We start from the raw sequence: 19,430 nt of genomic DNA on the forward strand, positions 1-19,430 counted from the left end.
GATAGCTCTATTGGCGGCCATGGGCATCTACTTTCACCGACTTGCATGCCGGCTCACTTGCTGGCGAGCAGATTGCGTAGCCGCTCGATGTGCTGCTTGGCGACTTCCGGCGGCACTGGCTTACCCTGCGGCTGAGGTGGCGGTGCTGCTGGTGGCCGCTCGTTTGGCGGGACGGGTGCCGATGGCGCGTCTTTCTTGGCCCAGGCATTGAACTCGCCATGGATGGCGCGCTGGATGATGCCGAACAGATACCCCGCAGGATTGCGGATGCCATGACTGCTGCATCGTGCGGCCCAGTCGTCCAGCACGGCCTGTCTCAGCGCGGCATCGACCTGCTGCAATGCCACCCTGGCACCTGTCTGCTGCTCTGCCTTCAGTTCCGTGAAGCGCTTGGGCCATTGCAGATCGCCCAGCGCGCGCGCCTGCGCGGTAGTACGTACTTCATTAATACGACTACTACGTACTGTACGGGCCTGCTTCGGATTCCGAAGAGAGGCGTCTGGCGCGGGTTTCGCCCCTGCTTCGGATTCCGAAGACGGGTCGTCCGCATTCCGAAGAAGGCTCGATGCTCCTTCTTCGGAATCGTGGGCGGCATCCTCCTGTGGATAACTTTCGGCGGCCGTGATGCCTTGGCTGGCGAGGCGTTCGGCCAGGACCTGTAGCCGCGACGGCAGTGTGCGTCCGGAGAGCATCGGATCTTCCGCGATCTCCTTGAGGGTGTTCAGACCGACCATCTGGACAGCCTTGGCCGAATGGCCGAGGGACTGGCTGACCAGTGCCAGGTAGTCGGCGTCGAGCTGCATGGCCTCGAAGGGCGTCAGTGGTTCATCGTGCAGAACGTAGAGGTTGCCGAGGATGCGGCCGGTCTTGGGGTCACGCCGTCGCCGTACCAGGCTCAACCATCGGGTGAGGCGCAACAGCGTCAACGCTCGGGCCACGGTTTCATGCGAGGCCTGCCCGGCGCAGGGCATCGACGCCAGCCAGGGTCGAAGCTGCTCATACGTCGGGAAGGCTGTCATGCCGTCGTCGTTGAGCATCAGCCGGAACACCTGCCAGGCGTTGCGCTCCAGCGGCGTCAGGCGACGGTCGAGGAACAGCCGCCGCGGCACGGTCTCGTGCCGGTTGCCGCTGAAGAGGAAGGCATCGCCTGACGTGGCGGGCGTCGGCGTAGGCACGGGTGCTGGCGCACTGGGGCTGGGCTTGGGCGCGAGGTCTTTCAGGGCAGCATCGAACAGATCCGCGAGTGCGACGGGGCCACGGCGTGGTGCGGTGTCGTCCACGGCCATGGCTCAACCCAATCCCTGATCGACCCAGCTCTTGATCGAGGCCCAGACCACCGACAGAGGCAGCGACATGCCTTCGGCCAAGTCCATGGTAGCGTCGAGGATGGAGGTTTCGTCTTCGAGATCGACATTCCTGCTGCCGGTCACGGCCTTCCATTGCCGCCACAGCTCCGTGTCCTGTTTCTCGTCCAGCACGGGGTGGCGGCCCTTGCGCTTCGGCAGGCCGAGGATTTCGCGGCGAAGCGCCACCTCCTGGTGGGTCAGGCCATAGAACCGACTGACCATCTCGGTGCTCGCGCCCAGCCTGAGCATGCGATCGACCGTGGCGATTTCCTTCTCCACGTCCTGCGCCTGCTTGAGCAGTCGCCGGAGCACTTCGCGGTTGACCGTCACCGAGCACCAGGAGACGTTAGCGTTGGCGAGCACGCTGATCAGCGCGGGATGCTTGAGGGCGTCCAGTTCTTCCTCGCCAAACCCCATCAGTTTGCACCGGCGCAGTTGCCCATTGCGCAGGTCATAGAGGGCCTGGGCGATGACGGCCTGGTTGAGTGGGTGTGGTGCGGACATGCTGGCCTCCCTCGCTCACATTCCAACGCCTGCAGCGCCGGCTTCAAGGTCGAGCAGGCGCCGGGCCAGCCGCAGCAGCCGGAACAGCTTGACCAGCGAGGTATCGCTCAATCGCTGGGCCGCATCACCCTGGCCGTGCAGCAGCGCCGGCAGTTCGATGACGATTTGCCCGTCGTGCAGGCCGACGTCGGCGGGCCGCTGACCGGCCAGGCACGCTAACAGCGCGAGGACGGCACGGCCCAGCGGTGCCGAGCTTTGGGTGCGGGCCCGGCAGACGAAACCGATACCCTCTGCACGGTCATCAATGCACTCGTCCAGGTCTGCCTCGCCCGCGATTTCGCGGGCGAACTGTGCGATGTGGATGCGCAGGCGCTCGGCTGTGTCCACGCCGGGATCGATGTACCAGACATCGGAGATCGGATAGAGCCCGCCAGCCTGCACAGGGATGGACTGCAAGACACTCGCCGAGAAGTCGAGCGGCAGCGCATCACCCAACTGGTCGGCGACCATGCGCTGAATGGACTGGAGCCGTTCGGTCGTCGGTGCCGGCGAGACGATGTGCTCCCGAAGCAGATCGCCACCCACCGCAGGGTTGGCCGGACTTGCCTGGCTGGCATCCGTGTCGCTCTCGCGCGTCGAAGGCGTTGCCGCAGGTCGGCCTGCAGGCGGCGCTGCGGATGCAGCCCCTGCGATGGGTGGCGCAGTGTTGGCAGGTGGGCGCGCGATGGTTCCCGGCTCCGGCAACGCAGGCGGCGTCGATGGCGGCGTTGGGTCGCTGACCAAGGCGCGCTGCCGGCTCTCGGATTCGGTCATGTCCAGGGCGAGCACGTCGTAATCGACACCCAGCATCTCGGCCATCTGGCCGATCAGCTCGTCCTGTACACGCTGCGCGGAGAACTCGTCGGCCTGGACGTCGAATTGCGACAGCACTTCCTGGAAAAATTCGTCGAAGTCCTGAACCAGTGGGCGACCCTTGGCGTAGCGCTCCCACGCGAGCATGCAGGCTTTGCGCATGACCGACAGGCGTTCGACCTGATGGCGACCGAGACCGCCATAGAGCACGGTGGGGATCGCGGGCAGGAGATACTGCACCGCGTCGTTCATGCGGCTGATGTGCGACTGTTGTACCGGGAAGCCATCGGCGGCGAGGCGGCGGGCCAGCTCGGACTGGCTCAAGGTGGTGCCGCTTTCTTGCTCGTAGAACTCGCGCGCCTTCTCGACGCCGAGGGCGCGCTCGATGAACGTGAGGCCCCCGCGCAATTCGTTCTCGGCCAAGTGGCCGGTCAACATGACGACTTCGCCGCGGCTGGGCCACGGCCGGAACAGGCACGATACACGGAAAAACCGCTCGTCCTTGGTCTCTGACCATAGTTCGCGCAGGATCGCCAGCCGAGTATTTCCACCGTTGCGGATGATGTAGTGGGACTCACCTGGTCGGCGAGTGATGGCCGGCGCTGCGTCCAGACCGCGCTCGCGGATGGACGCCTTGATTTCCTCGTAGGCCGGGTTGCGTTTTTTCCTGGGATCGTGGTCGTAGGGGCGCAACTGATCTAGGGTCACGACCATGGGGGTGTCGGCGATCGGGTCGCTCAAGGTCGAGGCTGACGGGCCGCTGCGCTCGAACCCGGCCGCGAGCAGCTTGCCAGCCATCTGCTGGGAGGTGATCTCAGCCATGGCCGCCTCCCTGCGCTTGGTATCGGGCCTCGCGCTCGGCGCGGCGGATTTGCGCACGGGCATTCAGGGTCGCCCGGTGGTCGCTTGCCGTCGAGCTGGTGTAGATCGCGGCGCAGCCAGGCTTGGTGAACTTGAGGTGGCCGCCAGGCGTGCGTTTGACGTGCCAACCTTCGCCAACCGCGAACTCGATCAGGGCGCGAAGCCGCTTGTGGCCTCGGGCTAGCTCATGTGCGTTCGCCATGGGACCTCCCGGCATCAAGAGGGTGTGGCGGACGGCCGGACACCATGGCAAATCGGTGCCGCCATTGCGGAAATAGTTCGTCTGCGAGGCCGCGCATGGTGTCGAGCGCGGCGAGGGCGACTCTGCCCGGCGGCTGGCGGTATTCGACCCGATGCACTGGCAATCCGCGCGTAGCTGCACGCGGATACGCCTCGATGGCCGGCACGTCGGTGGCCAGCACGCGGATGCCGGCGTGGTCCTGGAAAAGATCGCGCAGGGCCTGCTGGATCAGCCGTGCATTGGCTGACACAGGGTGGACGCGATTGATGAGCAGATGCAGAGGTGGAGGCTCGATGCCCAGGTGCCGGTAGGGCGCAATGTCTTCGAGCAACTGCATGGTGCCGCGCCGCAGCTCGCGCGCCGCGAGGATTTCCGGGGTCACGGGCGACAGCGCGAGGTTGGAGGCGAGCACCGCCATCTCCAGCAGCACCGAGCGCGCGCCTTGAGTGTCGATCAGCACCAGGTCATAGAGAGGCGCCAGGACCGGCAAGAGATGGCGCAACCGCAGGCGCCCATCCGGCGCGTGCAGCAGCAAAGTGTTCAGCTCGCCTCGGTGGTCGTTGGAGAGCACCAAGTCCAGGCCCTCGATGATCGTGCGGGACACAAGCAGTCCGAGGTCGCGCTCGTTGAAGGCCAGCAACTCGTAGATGCCACCAGGTGCGCGGTGGCCTAGCTCGTAGTACGAGGACAAGGTGGGCTGCACGTCGAGGTCGAGCAGCAGTACACGCAGCCCCGCGTCCGCGGCAAGCCCGCCGAGGTTCGCGGCTGTGGTGGTCTTGCCGACGCCACCTTTGGTTGAAATGATGGATACGACCTGCATGGCGTTCTCCGTGTGAGGATGGGAAGTCCGCTGGAGAACGGGTCAGACCCGGTTGTTGACGCGCTCGGCGATCCACTGATCGATCTCGATGGAGTCCCAACCGACCGCGCGCACGCCCAGGCGCAGCGCCTTCGGGAAAAGGCCTTTGCGCATCAGGTTGTAGATGTGGGCGCGCTTGAAACCCGACTTGGTTTCGACTTCATCAAGCCGCAGGATGCGGCGCTCGCTTGCGGGCAGTGCAGGTGTTTGCGACATGGCGGTCACTCCTGAACGCTCAGTGGCGTTTGTTGGCGTGACCTCCATTCAATAGACATGGACGCGAAAAGACATTGCAAATGCAATCTCCGCGATTGCACATACAAGGTGGAAAACCTCAGACTGCCGCGCTACGCAGCCGGCGTCTGGCCGTGGCGAACTTGCCGTTTAGCGTCCGCTCCGCGATCCCCATGGCGCCGCTGTGATGGGCGACCAATGCGCTGACCACCGCCTCCTGCGTCTTGAAGCTGGAGTACGGCACGCCCGAAGGCGACTGGCCGAGCATCAGGTCCAGCATGCTGCCGATAATGTTCAGGTAGGTGGCTTCGGCGCGATCACTGATCAGGCGCTGTGTGCCAGCAGAGGGCACCATCTGCTTGAGAAGCGCTCCGTGCTTTTCCTGCAACTCATGCAGTTGGCGTTTGTACTGGTCCAAGGTGGACTTCAGGGCCAGGCGCTCGACTAGCATCGCCTGCCCAGTTTCCACCGAGATGAAGGGATGGGCGATGCGCTCGCTTCGGGAGAAGAGGAAGCCCGGTCGCTGCTCGGGATAGTGTTGGCGCATCCAGCGCTTCAGATCGACGTGGCGCACCGTCAGATCAGGGGAGTCGATCAGCGTTGAATCGCGCGTCGTGATGCCGTTCTGCCCGAAGGGCAGTTCTCCATTGAGGATGCCGTCGAAGATACGTTCGGTGCAAAGCCGCAGCTCGGCACAACGTGGGCAGTCCAACGACTGCGGCAGGCGCCTTGGCGACGAAATCGAAGCCAGGATCACCTGCTCGTATCGCAGCAACCCGGCCCAGCGGATGGACGCTTCGATCGGGCGATAGAACACCTTTGATGTTGGTGCATCATTCTTGTTCTCGTGCATGCTCCGTCTCCTTCCAGGAGAAGAACTACATGACCGACTCCTTTGTTACCGACCTCATGGTCGGCCTGTCGTCTGTGCAGGAAGTGGGCACCGAAGGCCGCTTCGTCATGTGGTTTGAATACTTCTCACCAGTTCGCGCAACTGGTAGTCGTCGTGTGCTCGATGTGCAAAAATTCATCGATTAGAAGGTCGAGCATCGGGACGTAGGCTCGACAGTGACGCTCACGCTATCAGGGTCGTGAGAAGTTACGGTTTCTGCAAAACCGTCTAGGTATGACCTGATATGCCAGCGGTCTCAGGAAACGTGAGGGGGCCGCAATCGTCCTCGAATGTCCAGCCGGACGCAGCAAACCCGCACCTGTCATGCTTGTCCCGTCATCCTGATATATCGACAAAGAATCGTGTGCGGAAACGCGGTGGCCAGCGTGCGCGTTCTTTCAAAGGAGCTTGACCAGAAGGTCGCCTGTGAGTTGTGGTGCAGGCGTTCCTAGGTGGCATCCGAGCTGTGCCATCACCAGAACCATCTGCCTGATCGTCTTCGCGGTGATGGATGCGGGGCAGACGACCGGGCGTGGATGATGAGTTCGAGGGAGTTGCCTACGACGATGTACCGATCGTGGGTCTGGTGTGCTGAGTGCAGCTCTTTGGACGTCTGTGGAACTCTTTGGACGAATTTGTTGCCGAGGACGAAAAACAAGGCTACAATTGAGGTCTTCGCTGGCCAGCCCAACGAAGAAAGTGATTGGGAAACAACGACTTACTGTCCTAGTACACGTCTCGTTTCCCGCTCCAGATTCAAGAAGAACGCTCCCGCAAGGGGGCGTTTTTCGTTTGAGTCCAGGTACTTCATCCCTGCTTCACCGCCACCCCATCGCTTCACCACGCGCGCTCGCGAAGCTGCATCTCCGTTCCAGTCGGGCGATGTCGCGATGCCTCATCAATCCTCCGTCTACGACCACGATGTGGTCATCGTCGGCGCCAGTTTCGCCGGTGCCGCCTGCGCGTTGGCCGCTGCCCAATACGGCCTGCGCGTCTGCGTGCTTGAACGCAAGTCCGACCCCGGCGAACGCCTGCACACCACCGGCATCGTGGTGAAGGAGGCGATGGAGCAGACCTGGTTGGGACGCATGCCCGAACACCTAGTGCAACGCGTCGCGGATGTGCGTCTGTATGCGCCGAACCTGCGCAGCGTGTTGCTGGCAGCACCTGGCTATTACTTCCTCACCACCGATACGCCGAACCTGATGCGATGGCTGGCCAGTGAGCTGCGCGCGAATGGCGTAGACCTTCGCCTGCAGCAGTCCTTCACCGACGCCCATCGCAATGGTGACGGCTGGCAGGTGGAAGGGGCGGGGCGGTGCGCCTATCTGGTCGGCGCCGATGGCGCGCGCTCACGCGTGGCCCGGCGCACTGGCCTCGGCCAGGTGCGCGACAATCTCTATGGCGTCGAACGTGAGTTCGCCGGCCTCCAGTTGCCGCAGGGTGATGCGTTGCATTGCTTCGTCAGCAAGCGTTATGCGCCGGGCTATATCGGCTGGGTCGCGCAGAATCCAACCGGCCTGCAGGTCGGGCTGGCAGTGCGCCATGACCCGGACCGGGTGCGGCCGCCAGATATCGATGGCTTCCTTGAGCATGTGCGCGATGTGGTCGGCATTCCGCCCTCGGCGCGTCCCTCGGCCACCCGCGCCGGTCTGGTGCCGTGCGGCCGGCCGGACGGCCCGATCACCGGCCCGCGCCTGATCCTGACCGGTGACGCGGCGGGCACCGTCTCGCCGCTCTCGGCCGGCGGCATCCATTCCTCGTGGCGGCACGGCTGGGCGGTCGGCGAGGCGATTGCCCGCCATCTGCGTGGCCAAGGGCCGGGCGCCGAACGGATAGCACAACAGGTCGCCCCGGCCTTCCGCGGCAAGCGCCTGCTGCGCTGGGCGATGGATCGCCTCCAGGCCGATTGGCCGCTCAATGCGCTGCTGCACACGGCTGCCACGCGGCGCATCGCCGAGCAGATCTACTTCCATCGCCGCGGCCTGCGCACGTGAAGGGAGTAGGTAGGGGCGTCTGAACGCCGCCGCTGACGTCACCTGAAATTTCCTGTTGACGCCGTGCAGCAATATCGACACAATAGCGCTCCTTCGACGCAGGTCGAATGAAATCTGCGGGAATAGCTCAGTTGGTAGAGCGCAACCTTGCCAAGGTTGAGGTCGCGAGTTCGAGTCTCGTTTCCCGCTCCAGATTCAAGAAAAACGCTCCCGAAAGGGGGCGTTTTTCGTTTGTCATGAAGTTGGCCGGCAGGGCCGCTACAGTCGCGCCACGGCATCTTCATGGCGGGCGTGGTATCAGTGGCCCGGCGTGACGGATCCGACGTCAGTGTCGCAATCGGAATGGCGGGTCGTATCGGTCGTGGGGACGACCGCAGGCGTGGGGCTCGGCGAAGACGGCAACAAGACGCAATGGCCTGGATGTTGCATCAGCGTTCCGTGCGTCGCATGCGGTGAAAGGCTGGCGAAAGGCCAACGCCAGCGTTGCCTGAACCGCACGCGTGTTGTGACCTTTTTCGGACCAATTCTCCATGTTCGCTCCACAATCGCACGGTAGCCTTCATGCTCCTTCTACACGTTGGCGGGCTGGTGGTCAGGCGTATCACTCCAGTGGCAGTGCCCAGGACCGGGCGCGGATTCTCCCTGCAGGCAGTGCTGCGCCCCGGCGCGCTGCTCGCAAGCCTGGCCTTGGCGGGCTGCATGTCGGTGCCGGTTCCGGACCTGCCTGATCGCACGCCCAGCACCTGGACCCGGGTGCCGCAGGGCCAGGGTGTGGCAGTGGACGCCAAACAGTGGTGGAAAGTGTTGTCCGACCCGGCGCTGGATGGACTGGTCGATCAGGCCATTGCCGGCAACCTCGACCTGCAGCAGGCCACGCTGCGCCTGCAGGCCGTGCGGATTGTCGCCGGCACTTCGGACTCGCGCTTCCTGCCGGAAATCTCGGCCAGCGCCAAGCAGGTGCAGGATGCCGCCGCGGTCGACACCTATTTCCACGCCGGTATCGAAGCGATCTGGGACCTGGGCTTGTTCGGTGCCGCCGAGAGCGCGCAGTTGAGCGCGCAGGCCTCGGCCGGCAATGCCGAGGCGCTGCGCAATGCCGCGCAGGTCGCGGTGATCGCCGACGTGGTGCGCAGCTATCTGGATCTGACCGTGGCGCAGGCCCAGCAGGACCTGCTGGCCCGCCAGCAGGTGGTGGACGATCGCGGCGAACAGTTGGCCCTGGTACGCCAGCGGCTGCGCCTGGATGAGCCCGGCGAACTTGATCGCCTGCGTGCACGCCAGGCGGCGACCCAGGCGGCCACAGCGCAGGCCCGCGAGAATGCGGACAACGCTGCCCGTGCGCTGGCCCTGCTGCTGGGCCGTGATGGCCCGGACCCGGCCTGGCGTGCCTATCGCACGCCGCCAAAGCTGGGTGCGTTCTCGCTGCAGCAGGTCCCGGCCGATCTGCTGCGCCATCGGCCGCAGATCCTGCTGGCCGAATCAGAAGTGATGCAGGCTGCTGCCAGCAAGGGCTCCGCGCGCGCAGCGATGTATCCGCGGGTCAGTCTCGGCGGCTCGATCCTGTACGCGTACAACCTTACCCAGAACGCCCGCTCCAACTCCGACTCCAGTCCGTCGATCGGCCCATACATCGATATTCCGCTGTGGGACTGGGGCCAGCGCCGCGCGCGTTTCCATGCCGATGAAAAGCAGCTGGATGCCGCGCTGCTCGGCTACCGCAAGGCGGTGCTGGAAGGTGTGAGCGAAGTGGAAGGCGCACTGGGTAGCCTGGCGCGCCAGGACAGCAGCATCCAGTCGCTGCGTGCGGCCGATGATGCCGCCGGCCAGCAGGTCAAGCGCCAGGCGCGGCAGGTGCAGTTGGGCCTGTCCAGCGAATTCGATGGGCTCGACACGCAGCGTGCCGCACTGGCCTCGCAGGCTGATCTGATCGGTGCGCAGGGCGCGCGCGTGCTCGCATTCGCCTCGCTGTACCGCGCCCTGGGCGGCGCACCACTGCCGGCCGAGGCTGAGGGCGATTCGCAATGATCGCACTGGCCCGCAAGACCTTGGCCTACGAGTGGCGCCGGTTCCTGCCGGTGGTGCTGGCGATGTGTTTCGCCGGTGTGCTGTTGATCGTGCAGGCGGCACTGGTGCTGGGCATCTTCGGTACCGCCGCGATCTACGTGAAGGCTTCATCCGCCGATATCTGGGCCGGTTTCCCCGGCACCCAGAGCGTCAACTACGGCCATGCAATCAGCGCGGATGTCGAAAGCCATCTGCGCATGGACCCGGATGTCACCCGCGTCGAGCCCTACGAGTGGGTCGATGGTGAATGGCGGTCCCGCGCGCAGGGCACCGGCAATGTGTCGGTGTACCTGTCCGGCATCTCCACCCGGGACGACGCGATGATGTTCGCGCGCATCCTGCCTGCCGACCTGCGCGCGCAGCTGCGTGAGCCGGGTGCGGTGATCGTCGACAGCGCCGACCTGGATACGCTGGGCGTGGACCTGCAGAACAACCGTGCGTGGATCAACGGCAAGGCGGTGCGCGTGGTCGCTGCGCAACCCGGCCTGCGTGGCCTCGGTGGCGTCAATGTGCTGGCGTCGCTGGATACCGCGCGCGCCATTGCTGGCACCGATCCGCACGAGGGCAGTACCTATTTCGTGGCGGGCCTGCGTTCGCCGGACCTGGCCGACCGCGTGCGCGACCGCCTGGCCGCGTCGATGGGGCAGGCCACGCCGGTCGAGTTCTGGACTGCACCGGAGTTCGCCAGCCGTTCGCAGCAATACTGGCTGTTCGATACCGGCGCCGGCATCGCGGTGCTGTTCATGGCCGTCATCGTCTGCTTCGTCGGCGCAGTGATCACCAACCAGTCGTTTGCTTCCGTGGTGGCCGGCTCGGTGCGTGAGTACGCCACGCTCAACGCACTCGGTGCCGGGCGCTATGCGCTGGCGCGGGTGGTGTTCGAGCAGGCATTGCTGATCGGCGGCGTGGGCATGTTGCTGGCGGCGGCGTTCAGCACCGTCGTGCTCTTGATCGCACAGACCCAGCGCGTGCCGGTGCAGCTGACGCCGATGGTCATCATCGGCTGCGTGGCGCTGGTCGCGGTGATGGCCATGCTGTCGAGCATCATGGCGGTACGCAGTGTCGTCCGCTCCGATCCATCGTTGCTGCTGCGTTGAGGACCGGCCGATGACTTCCATACGCGCCGTCGCCCCGACCCTGCAGGCCGACGCACTGGAAAAGGGCTTCATGTCCGGCGATGTACAGGTGCCGGTGCTGCGCGGCCTGTCGCTGGACATCTATCCCGGCGAGCTGACGCTGGTGTCGGGCCCATCCGGCTGCGGCAAGAGCACGCTGCTGTCGCTGCTGTCCGGCCTGTCGTCGCCCGATGGCGGTCGCGTGCACGCGCTCGGCCAGGACGTGGGCCACATGAGTCGCAGTGAAGTGGAGCGCTTCCGCCTGCACCATGTCGGCTTCGTGTTCCAGGGCTTCAACCTGTTCCCGGCGCTGACCGCGCTGGAGCAGGTGCAGTTGCCGCTGGGCTACCGCGGCATGAGCAATCGCGAAAGCGAACCGCTGGCCCGCAGGGCGCTGGAGGAGGTTGGCCTCAGCCACCGCAGCCACATGCGCCCGGCGCAGCTGTCCGGCGGTGAGAAGCAGCGTGTGGCCGTTGCCCGTGCCTTCGCCAAGTCACCGACGCTGATCTTCGCCGACGAACCCACCAGCGCGCTGGACGCCGAGAACGGCCAGCGCGTGATCGACATCCTGCACCGCTACGCACGTGCGCATGGCGCCACCGTGCTGTGCGTGAGCCACGATCCGCGCCTGATCCGGCATGCCGATCGGGTGATCGCCATGGAAGACGGCATGGTCCGTGATGACCGCCGCCAGAACGAAACTGTAGAGTCCGCCCCATGACCAAGACGTCGCACCTGCTCCCCCTCAGCCTGGCCCTGTCCGCGGCACTGCTGCTCGGCGCCTGTTCCAAGGACGCGCCTGCACCCGCGCCGGCGCCTTCGGGCAAGGCCGACGCCACCGCCGGCAAGGTCGCGGTGGCGCGCGGCATCATCGACGTCGAGGGTGGCCTGATCGCGCTGGCGCCGCCGGTGGATGGTTCGATCACCGCCGCGCCGGTGAAGGAGGGCGCCACGGTGAAGAAGGGACAGTTGCTGCTGTCGCTGGATGGTGCCCTGCTGCAGCAGGAGGTGGCGATGGCCACCGCCGATCTCGCCCTGGCCAATGACCGCCTGAAGGGCAGCCAGGCGCAGCTGCGCGAACTGGAGCGCAACGCGACCCGTCTGTCCACCGGCGCCAGCGAAGGCGTGTCGTCCAACCAGCAGGCCGATGCGGCCAAGCAGCAGCTGGCAGGTGTGCGCGCCGATGTCGATGTGGCCGGTGCGCAGGTCGACATGGCCCAGCACAAGCTGGAACACGCAAAGCTGAAACTGCAGCAGATGTCGCTGAGCGCGCCGGAAGCCGGCACCGTGGTCGGACAGGTGCCGGGGCTCGGTGCCTTCGTGCAGGCTGGCAAGCCGGCGATCTCGCTGCTGCCGGCGCGCCCGCTGCAGGTGCGCGCCGAACTCAGCGCCGCCTATGCCGATGCCGTGCAGGTGGGCATGAAGGCCACCGTAGTGCCGGACAGCGATGGTGCCGAGAACACCAGCACGCTGCCGTCCGCACGCGTGGTGCGCATCAGCCCCGTGTTCGCGCAGGCACGCCTGCCCGAAGATGCCGGGCGTGGCGTGGCCAAGGTGGTGGAGTGTGTGCTGGAGTTCGAAGGTGAGGCCAAGGCCCGCTTCGGCCAGCACGTGCGGGTGGAGTTCCGGAAGTAAGCCTGGTGTTGCGACGGGGCCGCCTATGGGGCTCCTCGACGCCTGATGGTTCGCCACGCACTCACTGCAGACACCACGCACAGCGCCAGGAGCAGCCCCACGTCCAGCAGCAGCAACCACAGCAGGTGCATGCCGTGCACCGGCGGCTGGTGCATCGCGGACAGCATCCACGGCACCGACCACACCACCAGCAACGCGAACGCGATCAGCAGGCGCAGCCACAGACGTTTCAGTTTCCAGGGCTGCACGATCAGCGCGGCCACCACCAGTTCGACGGCTCCCAGCAGCGCGAACACGATGACGGTGCTGGTCGGGTAGGGCAGCTCGGCGCCTTCCAGATGGTGCAGCAGCCAGTAGTCAGGAGTGAAGCCGGCATTGACCAGTGCAGCGATCAGCGCCAGCCAGGTCAGCGCGACCAGCAGCCAGAACAGGCGGATGTAACATCTAGGCATCGGCGGTGTCCGTGGTGGGGCGGGAGGTTCCCTGCGACGAATAGCGCAGGCTCACCGCGATTGCGGCCAGTGCCAGCAGGCCGGGCCCGATGGTGAAGTACAGCAGGCGCAGCGGGTGGTTGTGCATCAGCGTCCAAGTCGCGAACACCAACGGGATCGCCAGCACCAGCAACTTGGCGAACAATGGCCGCAACACCGCGATAAGCGGCTGGGCGCCAATGAACATCCAGAACAGATGGAACTGGGCGATGCCCAGGCCGATGTCGCGATGGGAGGTGAAGCCGAAATGGTCGCGATACCAGTTCATTCCCAGCGGAATCAGCGCCCAATACAGCAGCGCCACCAGCAGATGCAGCAGCAGGGCGATCAACAGGGGCGTGCCGCGAAAGAACATGGGCGAACGGGACCGGGTGGGGCAGCGTACCCCAGTGCGGACGCCCGTGACCGCATCGTGTGAAGACTGTTGACGGCGTGAAGGAATTTGGACACAATAGCGCTCCTTCGACGCAGGTCGAACGGAATCTGCGGGAATAGCTCAGTTGGTAGAGCGCAACCTTGCCAAGGTTGAGGTCGCGAGTTCGAGTCTCGTTTCCCGCTCCAGATTCTACAGGGCCCCGGTAGGGGCCTTGTTTTTCTCCCGCCACGGCAAGGCGGGGCACGTTGGGCCACAAGGCTTTACGCGCAGTCAGAAAGGTGAAATCGCTGGTGTGTGTTCCGGATTTCCGGTACCATGTCGGCTTACGCGGGAATAGCTCAGTTGGTAGAGCGCAACCTTGCCAAGGTTGAGGTCGCGAGTTCGAGTCTCGTTTCCCGCTCCATGTTCCGACAGGCCCCATCTTGGGGTTTTGTCTTGTCAGGGCCCTGTTCCTGGCGCGCAGTACGTTGGCCTCATGGCAGAGTGGCTATGCACCGGATTGCAAATCCGTTTACAGCGGTTCGATTCCGCTTGAGGCCTCCAAATAAAGCCCTGATTTATCAGGGCTTTTTCTTTGCCTGGTGTTCGGCGCCCGAGTCCGAAATCCCCGGATTCGCCCCCAAAATCATCGGACTGCCACCCGTTTTCGGGTGGCAAACTCGAGTTAACATGTGCCGAGTGCGTTTACGTGCGTTTGAGCAGGGATGGCAACCAAGCGACGCCGGGGCGACTCTTGGCAGTACACGATCAAGCGGGCGGGGCTGCTGCCCCAGCCTGTCTATCTGAGCGCCACAGGCCAGTCATGACCGACAGCACCCCGATCCAGCCCGAGCCGCCACTGCCCAGCCTGCCGCCAACTCGCGAGCAGCAGCAGGCCCGGCGACTGGCCGAGGCAACGGCAGCTGCCACAGCGCGGGTCAGGGAAGCGCTGGAGCCGCGCCGAGCTCCGAAGGAGACCAAGCCCAGGGCGAAGTACCCAATTAAAGGGTGGTTGATTGTAGGCATGCGCAGTCGCTCTCGTTGAATGTGACTCAGTCTCGGGCGCAGGGCTAGCGGCTCTGCCAGCGCAGTCGCTTGGTCTAAGGCTAGAATGCCCCGTCTCGTCCTCTCGGTGAGGTGTTTGGCAAGGCACTTGGCTGGGCACGCGGTCGAGCGCGCCTACTTGAATCGCGCAATGAAAGGGAGTTCCAGTGAGAATCAATCCATTTAAGCCAGGCTCGCCGGTGCCGGTCGGTATGTTTGCCGGTCGTCTCAACGAGCTCGACAAACTTGAGCACGGTTTCGCTCAGACCCGTGCCGGACAGCCCATCAACTTTCTGGTTACTGGCGATAGGGGGATCGGGAAGTCCTCCCTTTTGTGGTTCGAGTCGGCTGTGGCCAGAGGTAAGGTAGAAAGCGGCGATTTCGGGTATTTCAAGTTCTGCGTGGCGAGTACCCAGATTTCCGAAAAGACTGATCTCGTCACCTTCCTGAAGATCCTGCAGAAGGAAATTGCGCGCGAGGTCGGTAAGACCGAGGTTGTTCGGAAATTTCTGGCTGAAACTTGGGACTTTCTTCAGCGTGTCAAAATTATGGACTCGAGTATTGATCGAGCCCGGAAGGACTCTGAAGAAGAAATTGTCATTTCCGATTTTTGCCATTCGCTCGCTGAGACCGTTGCGCGAATTACGCAACCTGGGCAAGGGGAGGATCGCCGAGAAGGTCTTGTCATAGTCATCGATGAGGCTGACAACGCTTCAGCTGAGTTAAGGCTTGGCTACCTGCTAAAAACCATCACCGAGGCCTTACTTCGTGCGTCGTGCAACCACGTCTGCTTCATTGTTGCAGGTCTGCCGGATACGTTCGACAAGCTACGCCAATCTCATGAATCGTCAGTGCGCATATTCGATCCCCTTCCCATTCGTGAGCTTGAGATCAAAGACAGGAGGCGGGTGGTCGAGCTGGGGATGGCTGAAGCCAATAAGCTAAATGTTGCCGGAAAGATAACGATAGCTGAGGATGCGAAGGAGCAGATTGCGCTGCTATCCGAAGGGTATCCGCATTTTATTCAGCAGTTCGCATTTTCAGCCTTTAATGCGGCTAAGGGGTCGGAAATTACGCTGGATGATGTTAATTCATCGGCCTATTCGCGCGGTGGTGCGATCGAGACTATCGGCTTAAAGTACTATCAGTCCGATTTCTACGACAAGATCAAGTCCGATGAGTATCGGCAGGTTCTAAAGATTATGGCTGCTCGTGGTAATGATTGGATTAAGAAGTCAGAGATCAGGGCGGAGTTCAAAGGAACAGAGGGTCGTCTGTCCAACGCTATTCAGGCGCTCACTTCCCGCAGAATAATTCAGAAGGATTCGGCTAAGGATGGCGTATACAGGCTCCAGCAGCGTGGATTTGCCCTCTGGATTCAGTACTTTGGTGATCCGAAGTCGGCGCGATAGCTGAAGTATCAGCGGCGCCGATGCGGAATAGTAATTGCGTCCGTAAGATGGCAGTTTGATCTGTTGTCGGAACTCGCCCAAAGCGACTTCAATGCGTAAATTTATTTCGCATGGGTTGTTGATTCTTGACGTCAAAGGAGCTGATTTTTAGTTTGTTGGTAATCCGTCGCGCGAGGACTTTCCAATCATGAAATTCACAAATCCGCTGCACGCGACAAGCATGAATTTTGCGTCGACGAATGTCAGGTTGGCCTCGTCCATCAAGGCATGGCGAATTCCCTGAGCGTCTGACGTGTATCCATAAAGCGACGAAAGACCTCTGCGGAGTGCGTTATGCATTTCGCCCTTCTTCTCGAGAACCAAGAGGGCATCGCCCAAGCTGGCCTTCGGATTGTTGGTTAGATGCTTTGCCATCGACTCCACAGCGGAAATGGACTCCTTGATTGAATTTCTGTAGTCGGGATTAATTCGATCCGACATTAGAGTCAGCGCTGTGCGCAAGTGTGAGATCGCGCCCGCGTGCGCGTCGTTACGGTTCAGCGCCTCTTCGATATTTGAAATCTCTTGGGAATCTGTGATGGGTGAGAATAAATTACCAATTAGTCTGTAGCCTGACATTTCTCTTTCAAGGGCGACGTTGATGCGCGGGGCAAGTCGCTCTCGATAGTACCTGGGTAGAGCTGACGACATCGAGAATTCAAGAAACTCGTAGACTCGATACCATTCAATTGCGAAGAAATGAACGCGGATCTCAGCTGTGGCGCGATCGTACGTCGACGGGATCTTGTCAACGGGCTCGTGGAGTACCTCATCCCACAATGCTTGAAAGTAAGGCATCAGAGGGGAGTTCCTCGAGAACGCATCCTTCTTGCCTGCAGCGATTACAGCCGGTTGATACGAGTTCCATAAAGCAACCCGTAGCGCGTTGTCCATATCATTGAGCTGAATTTGCACCCTTACCGGGCTTAGTCCCATGCGCTGTGAAAAGAGCATTCGGATGTTCCGTCAGAAGAAGAGCGTCGGTAACAGTGTAGACGCGCCGAAGGCCGTGCTGCTGCAAGCCCCGATGGCTCAGGCGGCACGTTAGGTGTCGGTATCCGGTAAGGTGTTGAAATTTCTATAAAATGTTCGGATTGCAAATCCTTTTACAGCGGTTCGATTCCGCTTGAGGCCTCCAATTGAAAAGCCCTGACTCCGGTCAGGGCTTTTTTGTTTTTCCGCACGGCAACCGCGCTATGCAAAGTCTGGCCTGGGGGCGCCGATTCGCGTTGACCGCATTGACCTCCTTGCTGTTCGGCGTCGCCATGTTCGGCAACGGCGCCTTCACCACGGGCAGCTCGCTGCATGGCATGTATGCCATCGGCATCTTCTCGATCCTGACGCCACTGCTGTTCCAGCTGGCGCTCGGTGCCGACGCGTCCGCGCGCATGGGCTGGGGGGCGCCGGCGACGTCGCTGATGGGGATGGCCTGCCTGTGGCTGATGATGTCCGGACTGTTACGCTGGCTCCAGCATAGAAATTGCGGCAGGCGCGCGACATGATCATCCGGCCACTGACCGAAGACGATGCGGACATGCTCTGGGACGCTCGCCTGCAGGCGTTGCGCGAGTCGCCCGCTGCATTCCTGTCCACGCTGGCCGAGGCGGTCGGCGATTCCTCGCAGGTGATGCGGGCGCAGCTTGATGATCCTCATACCCGTTACTTCGGTGCGTTTGACCAGGCACAACTGGCGGGCTTCCTGCGCTATGTGCGTCCGGTGCGGTTGGCGCGGCGGCACACGGCGGAGATCCACAGCGTCCATGTTGGCGCAGCCCATCGTGGTCATGGCATCGCCCGTCAACTGTTCCTTGCGGCATTCGCGGCGGCACGCATGGACAGCATCGAGTCGCTCACGCTGACGGTGCTGGCGGACAACGCTGCTGCGCGTGGACTGTACGAATCGCTGGGGTTCACCGAATCCGGCGTCGAGCCGCGCGCGGTGAAGCGCGATGGCCGCTATGTGGACATGGTGTCGTACTGGATTTCAGTGACCAGCCACCCATCATCGCCGCCACCTTGAATCACCAGCTCTACGCCGGTTCGTGGGCCGGCGTCTGCGCGCGGAAGTTGCGCCCGACCGGTTCACCCACGCCCAGGTAGTGGCGGAACAGATAGATCAACGGTTTCCAGCGGGCGACATCGATGTGCTGGCTGCCTGCATGGGTGATCGCCTCGTGCGCATGCACGCAGCGGATGCGGCCTTCGACGATCACGAAGTGCTGGCCATCGTCATCACTGGGTGCGTGCATTGCCATCACTGTGACTTCCACCTGCAGCGGGCACTCGGCAATCGTGGCGGGTGCCACCTGCGATGACGGTATGGCGTTGAAGCCGCCCAGCGCGAACTTGTCACGCACATGCACGTAGCCCATCGCCTGCTTGGCGTCGGGAACTGGATCGCGGCCGGTCGCACGCGCGATGGCCTCGACCTGTGCCGCCTGTGCAGAAGACGGAAAGTTCAGCACGCACTCGTTGCGCAGTTGCAGGTTGCAATAGCCCTGGCCCTGCGTGCCGAGCCCCAGCACCACCCGGTTGCCCAGCGCCCAGAACGAAGAGAGCGGGCTGATGTTGCTGCTGCCGTCGGGATTGAGCGTGGTCATCAGCAGTACCGGCGTGCCCGGGTACAGGACCGAAGGCGTGATGCGCCGACGCTGGATCGAAGGGTTCGTCACTGCGGTTCTCGGAAGAGCGGGGCGGTGACTGTGCGCCGGGGCGGGCCGGCAATGCTTCGGCCTGCATCGAACTGTCGGCCCGGCCCTGCATGCCACAATGCCGGCATGGTCCACACCTCCGGTTCCCTTGTCAGTGTCGGTGCCCTGGTCGGTGACCAGGCACGCGCCGCCATGTTGCTGCAACTGATGGATGGCCGCGCGTACACCGCGATGGAACTGGCGCGGGTGGCCGGGGTGACGCCGCAGACGGCGAGCACGCACCTGCGGCGCCTGATTGAAGGCGATCTGCTGGTGGTCATCCCGCAGGGCCGCCATCGCTACCATCGGCTGGCGTCGACCGAGGTCGCGGACATGCTGGAGGGCATCCTGCGTGTGGCCGAGCGCACGCCCTCATGCACCGCCGCCGCGTCACGCAGCCTGCCGGCGTTGCGCGAGGCGCGCTCATGCTATCGCCACCTCGCCGGCGTGCATGCGGTGGCCATCACCGATCACCTGCTGCAGGCAGGGCACTTGCTGCCGCGCGACGGCTATTGGCAGGTGAGCGCAGAGGGGGCGGCGTTCCTGCGGGAGCTCGGCCAGCCGATGGCCGAGGTGCTGCAGCAGCCGGTAACGACCAGGCCCGCGCGCTATTGCCGGGGATGCCTGGACTGCACCGAGCGGCGCCCGCATCTGGCCGGGCTGGTCGGCGAGGCGATGCTGGACAGCTTCGTGAACAACGATTGGCTGCGGCGTGTTGAAGGCCGTCGCGAGCTGCGGCTGACCCCGCCGGGGCGCGAGGCGTTGTGGAAGCGGTTCGGCCTGGCGACCTGAGCGCCCG

General features: G+C 63.4%; 21 protein-coding genes and 4 tRNA genes. 14 read left to right on the forward strand and 11 right to left on the reverse strand.

Annotated features, from left to right (window positions below):
* Positions 1 to 53: 53 nt before the first annotated feature.
* The 7 genes from ACUZUJ_RS07775 to ACUZUJ_RS07805 all read right to left on the reverse strand — a co-directional run bounded on the left by ACUZUJ_RS07775 (position 54) and on the right by ACUZUJ_RS07805 (position 5,750).
* Positions 54 to 1,286, reverse strand: a complete 1,233-nt coding sequence (locus tag ACUZUJ_RS07775; protein ID WP_028690964.1) for an STY4528 family pathogenicity island replication protein — start codon at positions 1,284 to 1,286, stop codon at positions 54 to 56.
* A gap of 3 nt (positions 1,287 to 1,289) precedes the next feature.
* The gene (locus tag ACUZUJ_RS07780) at positions 1,290 to 1,850 is read right to left on the reverse strand and encodes a DUF2857 domain-containing protein (RefSeq protein ID WP_023093474.1); all 561 of its coding nucleotides are present in this window, start codon (positions 1,848 to 1,850) and stop codon (positions 1,290 to 1,292) included.
* Between the two features lie 15 nt (positions 1,851 to 1,865).
* Positions 1,866 to 3,524: a ParB family protein gene (locus tag ACUZUJ_RS07785; protein ID WP_023835742.1), complete on the reverse strand. Its 1,659-nt coding sequence runs from the start codon at positions 3,522 to 3,524 to the stop codon at positions 1,866 to 1,868.
* Positions 3,517 to 3,765 (reverse strand): hypothetical protein, encoded by a 249-nt coding sequence (locus ACUZUJ_RS07790; RefSeq protein WP_019726333.1) that lies wholly within the window; start codon positions 3,763 to 3,765, stop codon positions 3,517 to 3,519. Before ACUZUJ_RS07790 ends, ACUZUJ_RS07785 begins: the two co-directional genes overlap by 8 nt.
* Positions 3,749 to 4,624 carry a ParA family protein gene (locus ACUZUJ_RS07795; RefSeq protein WP_128730078.1) on the reverse strand — a complete coding sequence of 292 codons (876 nt, stop codon included), beginning with the start codon at positions 4,622 to 4,624 and terminating at the stop codon, positions 3,749 to 3,751. Before ACUZUJ_RS07795 ends, ACUZUJ_RS07790 begins: the two co-directional genes overlap by 17 nt.
* A 42-nt stretch (positions 4,625 to 4,666) precedes the next feature.
* The gene (locus ACUZUJ_RS07800; RefSeq protein ID WP_023103939.1) at positions 4,667 to 4,879 is read right to left on the reverse strand and encodes an AlpA family transcriptional regulator; all 213 of its coding nucleotides are present in this window, start codon (positions 4,877 to 4,879) and stop codon (positions 4,667 to 4,669) included.
* A 118-nt stretch (positions 4,880 to 4,997) separates the two neighbouring features.
* Complete coding sequence (locus ACUZUJ_RS07805; protein ID WP_023103940.1) at positions 4,998 to 5,750, reverse strand: hypothetical protein; 753 nt, start codon at positions 5,748 to 5,750, stop codon at positions 4,998 to 5,000.
* 29 nt (positions 5,751 to 5,779) lie between these two features.
* Here ACUZUJ_RS07805 and ACUZUJ_RS07810 point away from each other — a divergent pair, with 29 nt between their 5' ends.
* The 7 genes from ACUZUJ_RS07810 (at position 5,780) to ACUZUJ_RS07840 (ending at position 12,600) form a co-directional block, all read left to right on the forward strand.
* Positions 5,780 to 5,935: a hypothetical protein gene (locus ACUZUJ_RS07810; protein WP_023103941.1), complete on the forward strand. Its 156-nt coding sequence runs from the start codon at positions 5,780 to 5,782 to the stop codon at positions 5,933 to 5,935.
* A 744-nt stretch (positions 5,936 to 6,679) separates the two neighbouring features.
* A complete protein-coding gene (locus ACUZUJ_RS07815; RefSeq protein WP_458220144.1) occupies positions 6,680 to 7,786 on the forward strand; it encodes an NAD(P)/FAD-dependent oxidoreductase in 1,107 nt (368 codons plus the stop codon).
* 116 nt (positions 7,787 to 7,902) lie between these two features.
* A tRNA-Gly gene (locus tag ACUZUJ_RS07820) sits at positions 7,903 to 7,978 on the forward strand.
* 369 nt (positions 7,979 to 8,347) lie between these two features.
* The gene (locus ACUZUJ_RS07825; protein ID WP_458220145.1) at positions 8,348 to 9,811 is read left to right on the forward strand and encodes an efflux transporter outer membrane subunit; all 1,464 of its coding nucleotides are present in this window, start codon (positions 8,348 to 8,350) and stop codon (positions 9,809 to 9,811) included.
* Positions 9,808 to 10,947 carry an ABC transporter permease gene (locus ACUZUJ_RS07830; protein ID WP_458220146.1) on the forward strand — a complete coding sequence of 380 codons (1,140 nt, stop codon included), beginning with the start codon at positions 9,808 to 9,810 and terminating at the stop codon, positions 10,945 to 10,947. The genes ACUZUJ_RS07825 and ACUZUJ_RS07830 overlap by 4 nt, the downstream gene beginning before the upstream one ends.
* 10 nt (positions 10,948 to 10,957) lie before the next feature.
* Positions 10,958 to 11,686 carry an ABC transporter ATP-binding protein gene (locus ACUZUJ_RS07835; RefSeq protein ID WP_014036631.1) on the forward strand — a complete coding sequence of 243 codons (729 nt, stop codon included), beginning with the start codon at positions 10,958 to 10,960 and terminating at the stop codon, positions 11,684 to 11,686.
* Positions 11,683 to 12,600 (forward strand): HlyD family secretion protein, encoded by a 918-nt coding sequence (locus ACUZUJ_RS07840; protein WP_458220147.1) that lies wholly within the window; start codon positions 11,683 to 11,685, stop codon positions 12,598 to 12,600. Before ACUZUJ_RS07835 ends, ACUZUJ_RS07840 begins: the two co-directional genes overlap by 4 nt.
* A gap of 23 nt (positions 12,601 to 12,623) precedes the next feature.
* On the opposite strand, the gene ACUZUJ_RS07845 is transcribed toward ACUZUJ_RS07840, so the two are convergent.
* Positions 12,624 to 13,052 (reverse strand): hypothetical protein, encoded by a 429-nt coding sequence (locus ACUZUJ_RS07845; protein ID WP_458220148.1) that lies wholly within the window; start codon positions 13,050 to 13,052, stop codon positions 12,624 to 12,626.
* Positions 13,045 to 13,446 (reverse strand): hypothetical protein, encoded by a 402-nt coding sequence (locus ACUZUJ_RS07850; protein WP_458220149.1) that lies wholly within the window; start codon positions 13,444 to 13,446, stop codon positions 13,045 to 13,047. The genes ACUZUJ_RS07845 and ACUZUJ_RS07850 overlap by 8 nt, the downstream gene beginning before the upstream one ends.
* 130 nt (positions 13,447 to 13,576) lie before the next feature.
* On the opposite strand from ACUZUJ_RS07850, the gene ACUZUJ_RS07855 reads away from it, so the two are divergent.
* The 4 genes from ACUZUJ_RS07855 (at position 13,577) to ACUZUJ_RS07870 (ending at position 15,902) form a co-directional block, all read left to right on the forward strand.
* A tRNA-Gly gene (locus tag ACUZUJ_RS07855) sits at positions 13,577 to 13,652 on the forward strand.
* 142 nt (positions 13,653 to 13,794) lie between these two features.
* Positions 13,795 to 13,870: transfer RNA gene (locus ACUZUJ_RS07860), tRNA-Gly, on the forward strand.
* 66 nt (positions 13,871 to 13,936) lie between these two features.
* A tRNA-Cys gene (locus ACUZUJ_RS07865) sits at positions 13,937 to 14,010 on the forward strand.
* Positions 14,011 to 14,657: 647 nt separating this feature from the next.
* On the forward strand, positions 14,658 to 15,902 hold the full coding sequence (locus tag ACUZUJ_RS07870) for an AAA family ATPase (protein WP_458220150.1): 1,245 nt from the start codon (positions 14,658 to 14,660) through the stop codon (positions 15,900 to 15,902).
* A 147-nt stretch (positions 15,903 to 16,049) separates the two neighbouring features.
* On the opposite strand, the gene ACUZUJ_RS07875 is transcribed toward ACUZUJ_RS07870, so the two are convergent.
* On the reverse strand, positions 16,050 to 16,895 hold the full coding sequence (locus tag ACUZUJ_RS07875) for an AbiJ-NTD4 domain-containing protein (protein WP_458220151.1): 846 nt from the start codon (positions 16,893 to 16,895) through the stop codon (positions 16,050 to 16,052).
* A gap of 185 nt (positions 16,896 to 17,080) precedes the next feature.
* On the opposite strand from ACUZUJ_RS07875, the gene ACUZUJ_RS07880 reads away from it, so the two are divergent.
* Together ACUZUJ_RS07880 and ACUZUJ_RS07885 are read left to right on the forward strand one after the other, a co-directional pair.
* Entirely contained in the window at positions 17,081 to 17,443 is a 363-nt protein-coding gene (locus tag ACUZUJ_RS07880; RefSeq protein WP_458220152.1) for a hypothetical protein, read from the forward strand.
* Positions 17,440 to 17,961, forward strand: coding sequence for a GNAT family N-acetyltransferase (locus tag ACUZUJ_RS07885; protein ID WP_458220153.1), 522 nt, complete (start codon positions 17,440 to 17,442; stop codon positions 17,959 to 17,961). Before ACUZUJ_RS07880 ends, ACUZUJ_RS07885 begins: the two co-directional genes overlap by 4 nt.
* 10 nt (positions 17,962 to 17,971) lie before the next feature.
* Here the strand turns inward: ACUZUJ_RS07885 and ACUZUJ_RS07890 are convergent, their stop codons facing one another.
* Positions 17,972 to 18,613 (reverse strand): flavin reductase family protein, encoded by a 642-nt coding sequence (locus ACUZUJ_RS07890; RefSeq protein ID WP_458220154.1) that lies wholly within the window; start codon positions 18,611 to 18,613, stop codon positions 17,972 to 17,974.
* A 105-nt stretch (positions 18,614 to 18,718) separates the two neighbouring features.
* Between ACUZUJ_RS07890 and ACUZUJ_RS07895 the strand changes: the two genes are divergently transcribed.
* A complete protein-coding gene (locus tag ACUZUJ_RS07895) occupies positions 18,719 to 19,423 on the forward strand; it encodes an ArsR/SmtB family transcription factor (RefSeq protein WP_458220155.1) in 705 nt (234 codons plus the stop codon).
* Positions 19,424 to 19,430 lie beyond the last annotated feature (7 nt).

The sequence above is a fragment of the Stenotrophomonas sp. S4 genome, assembly GCF_054187805.2.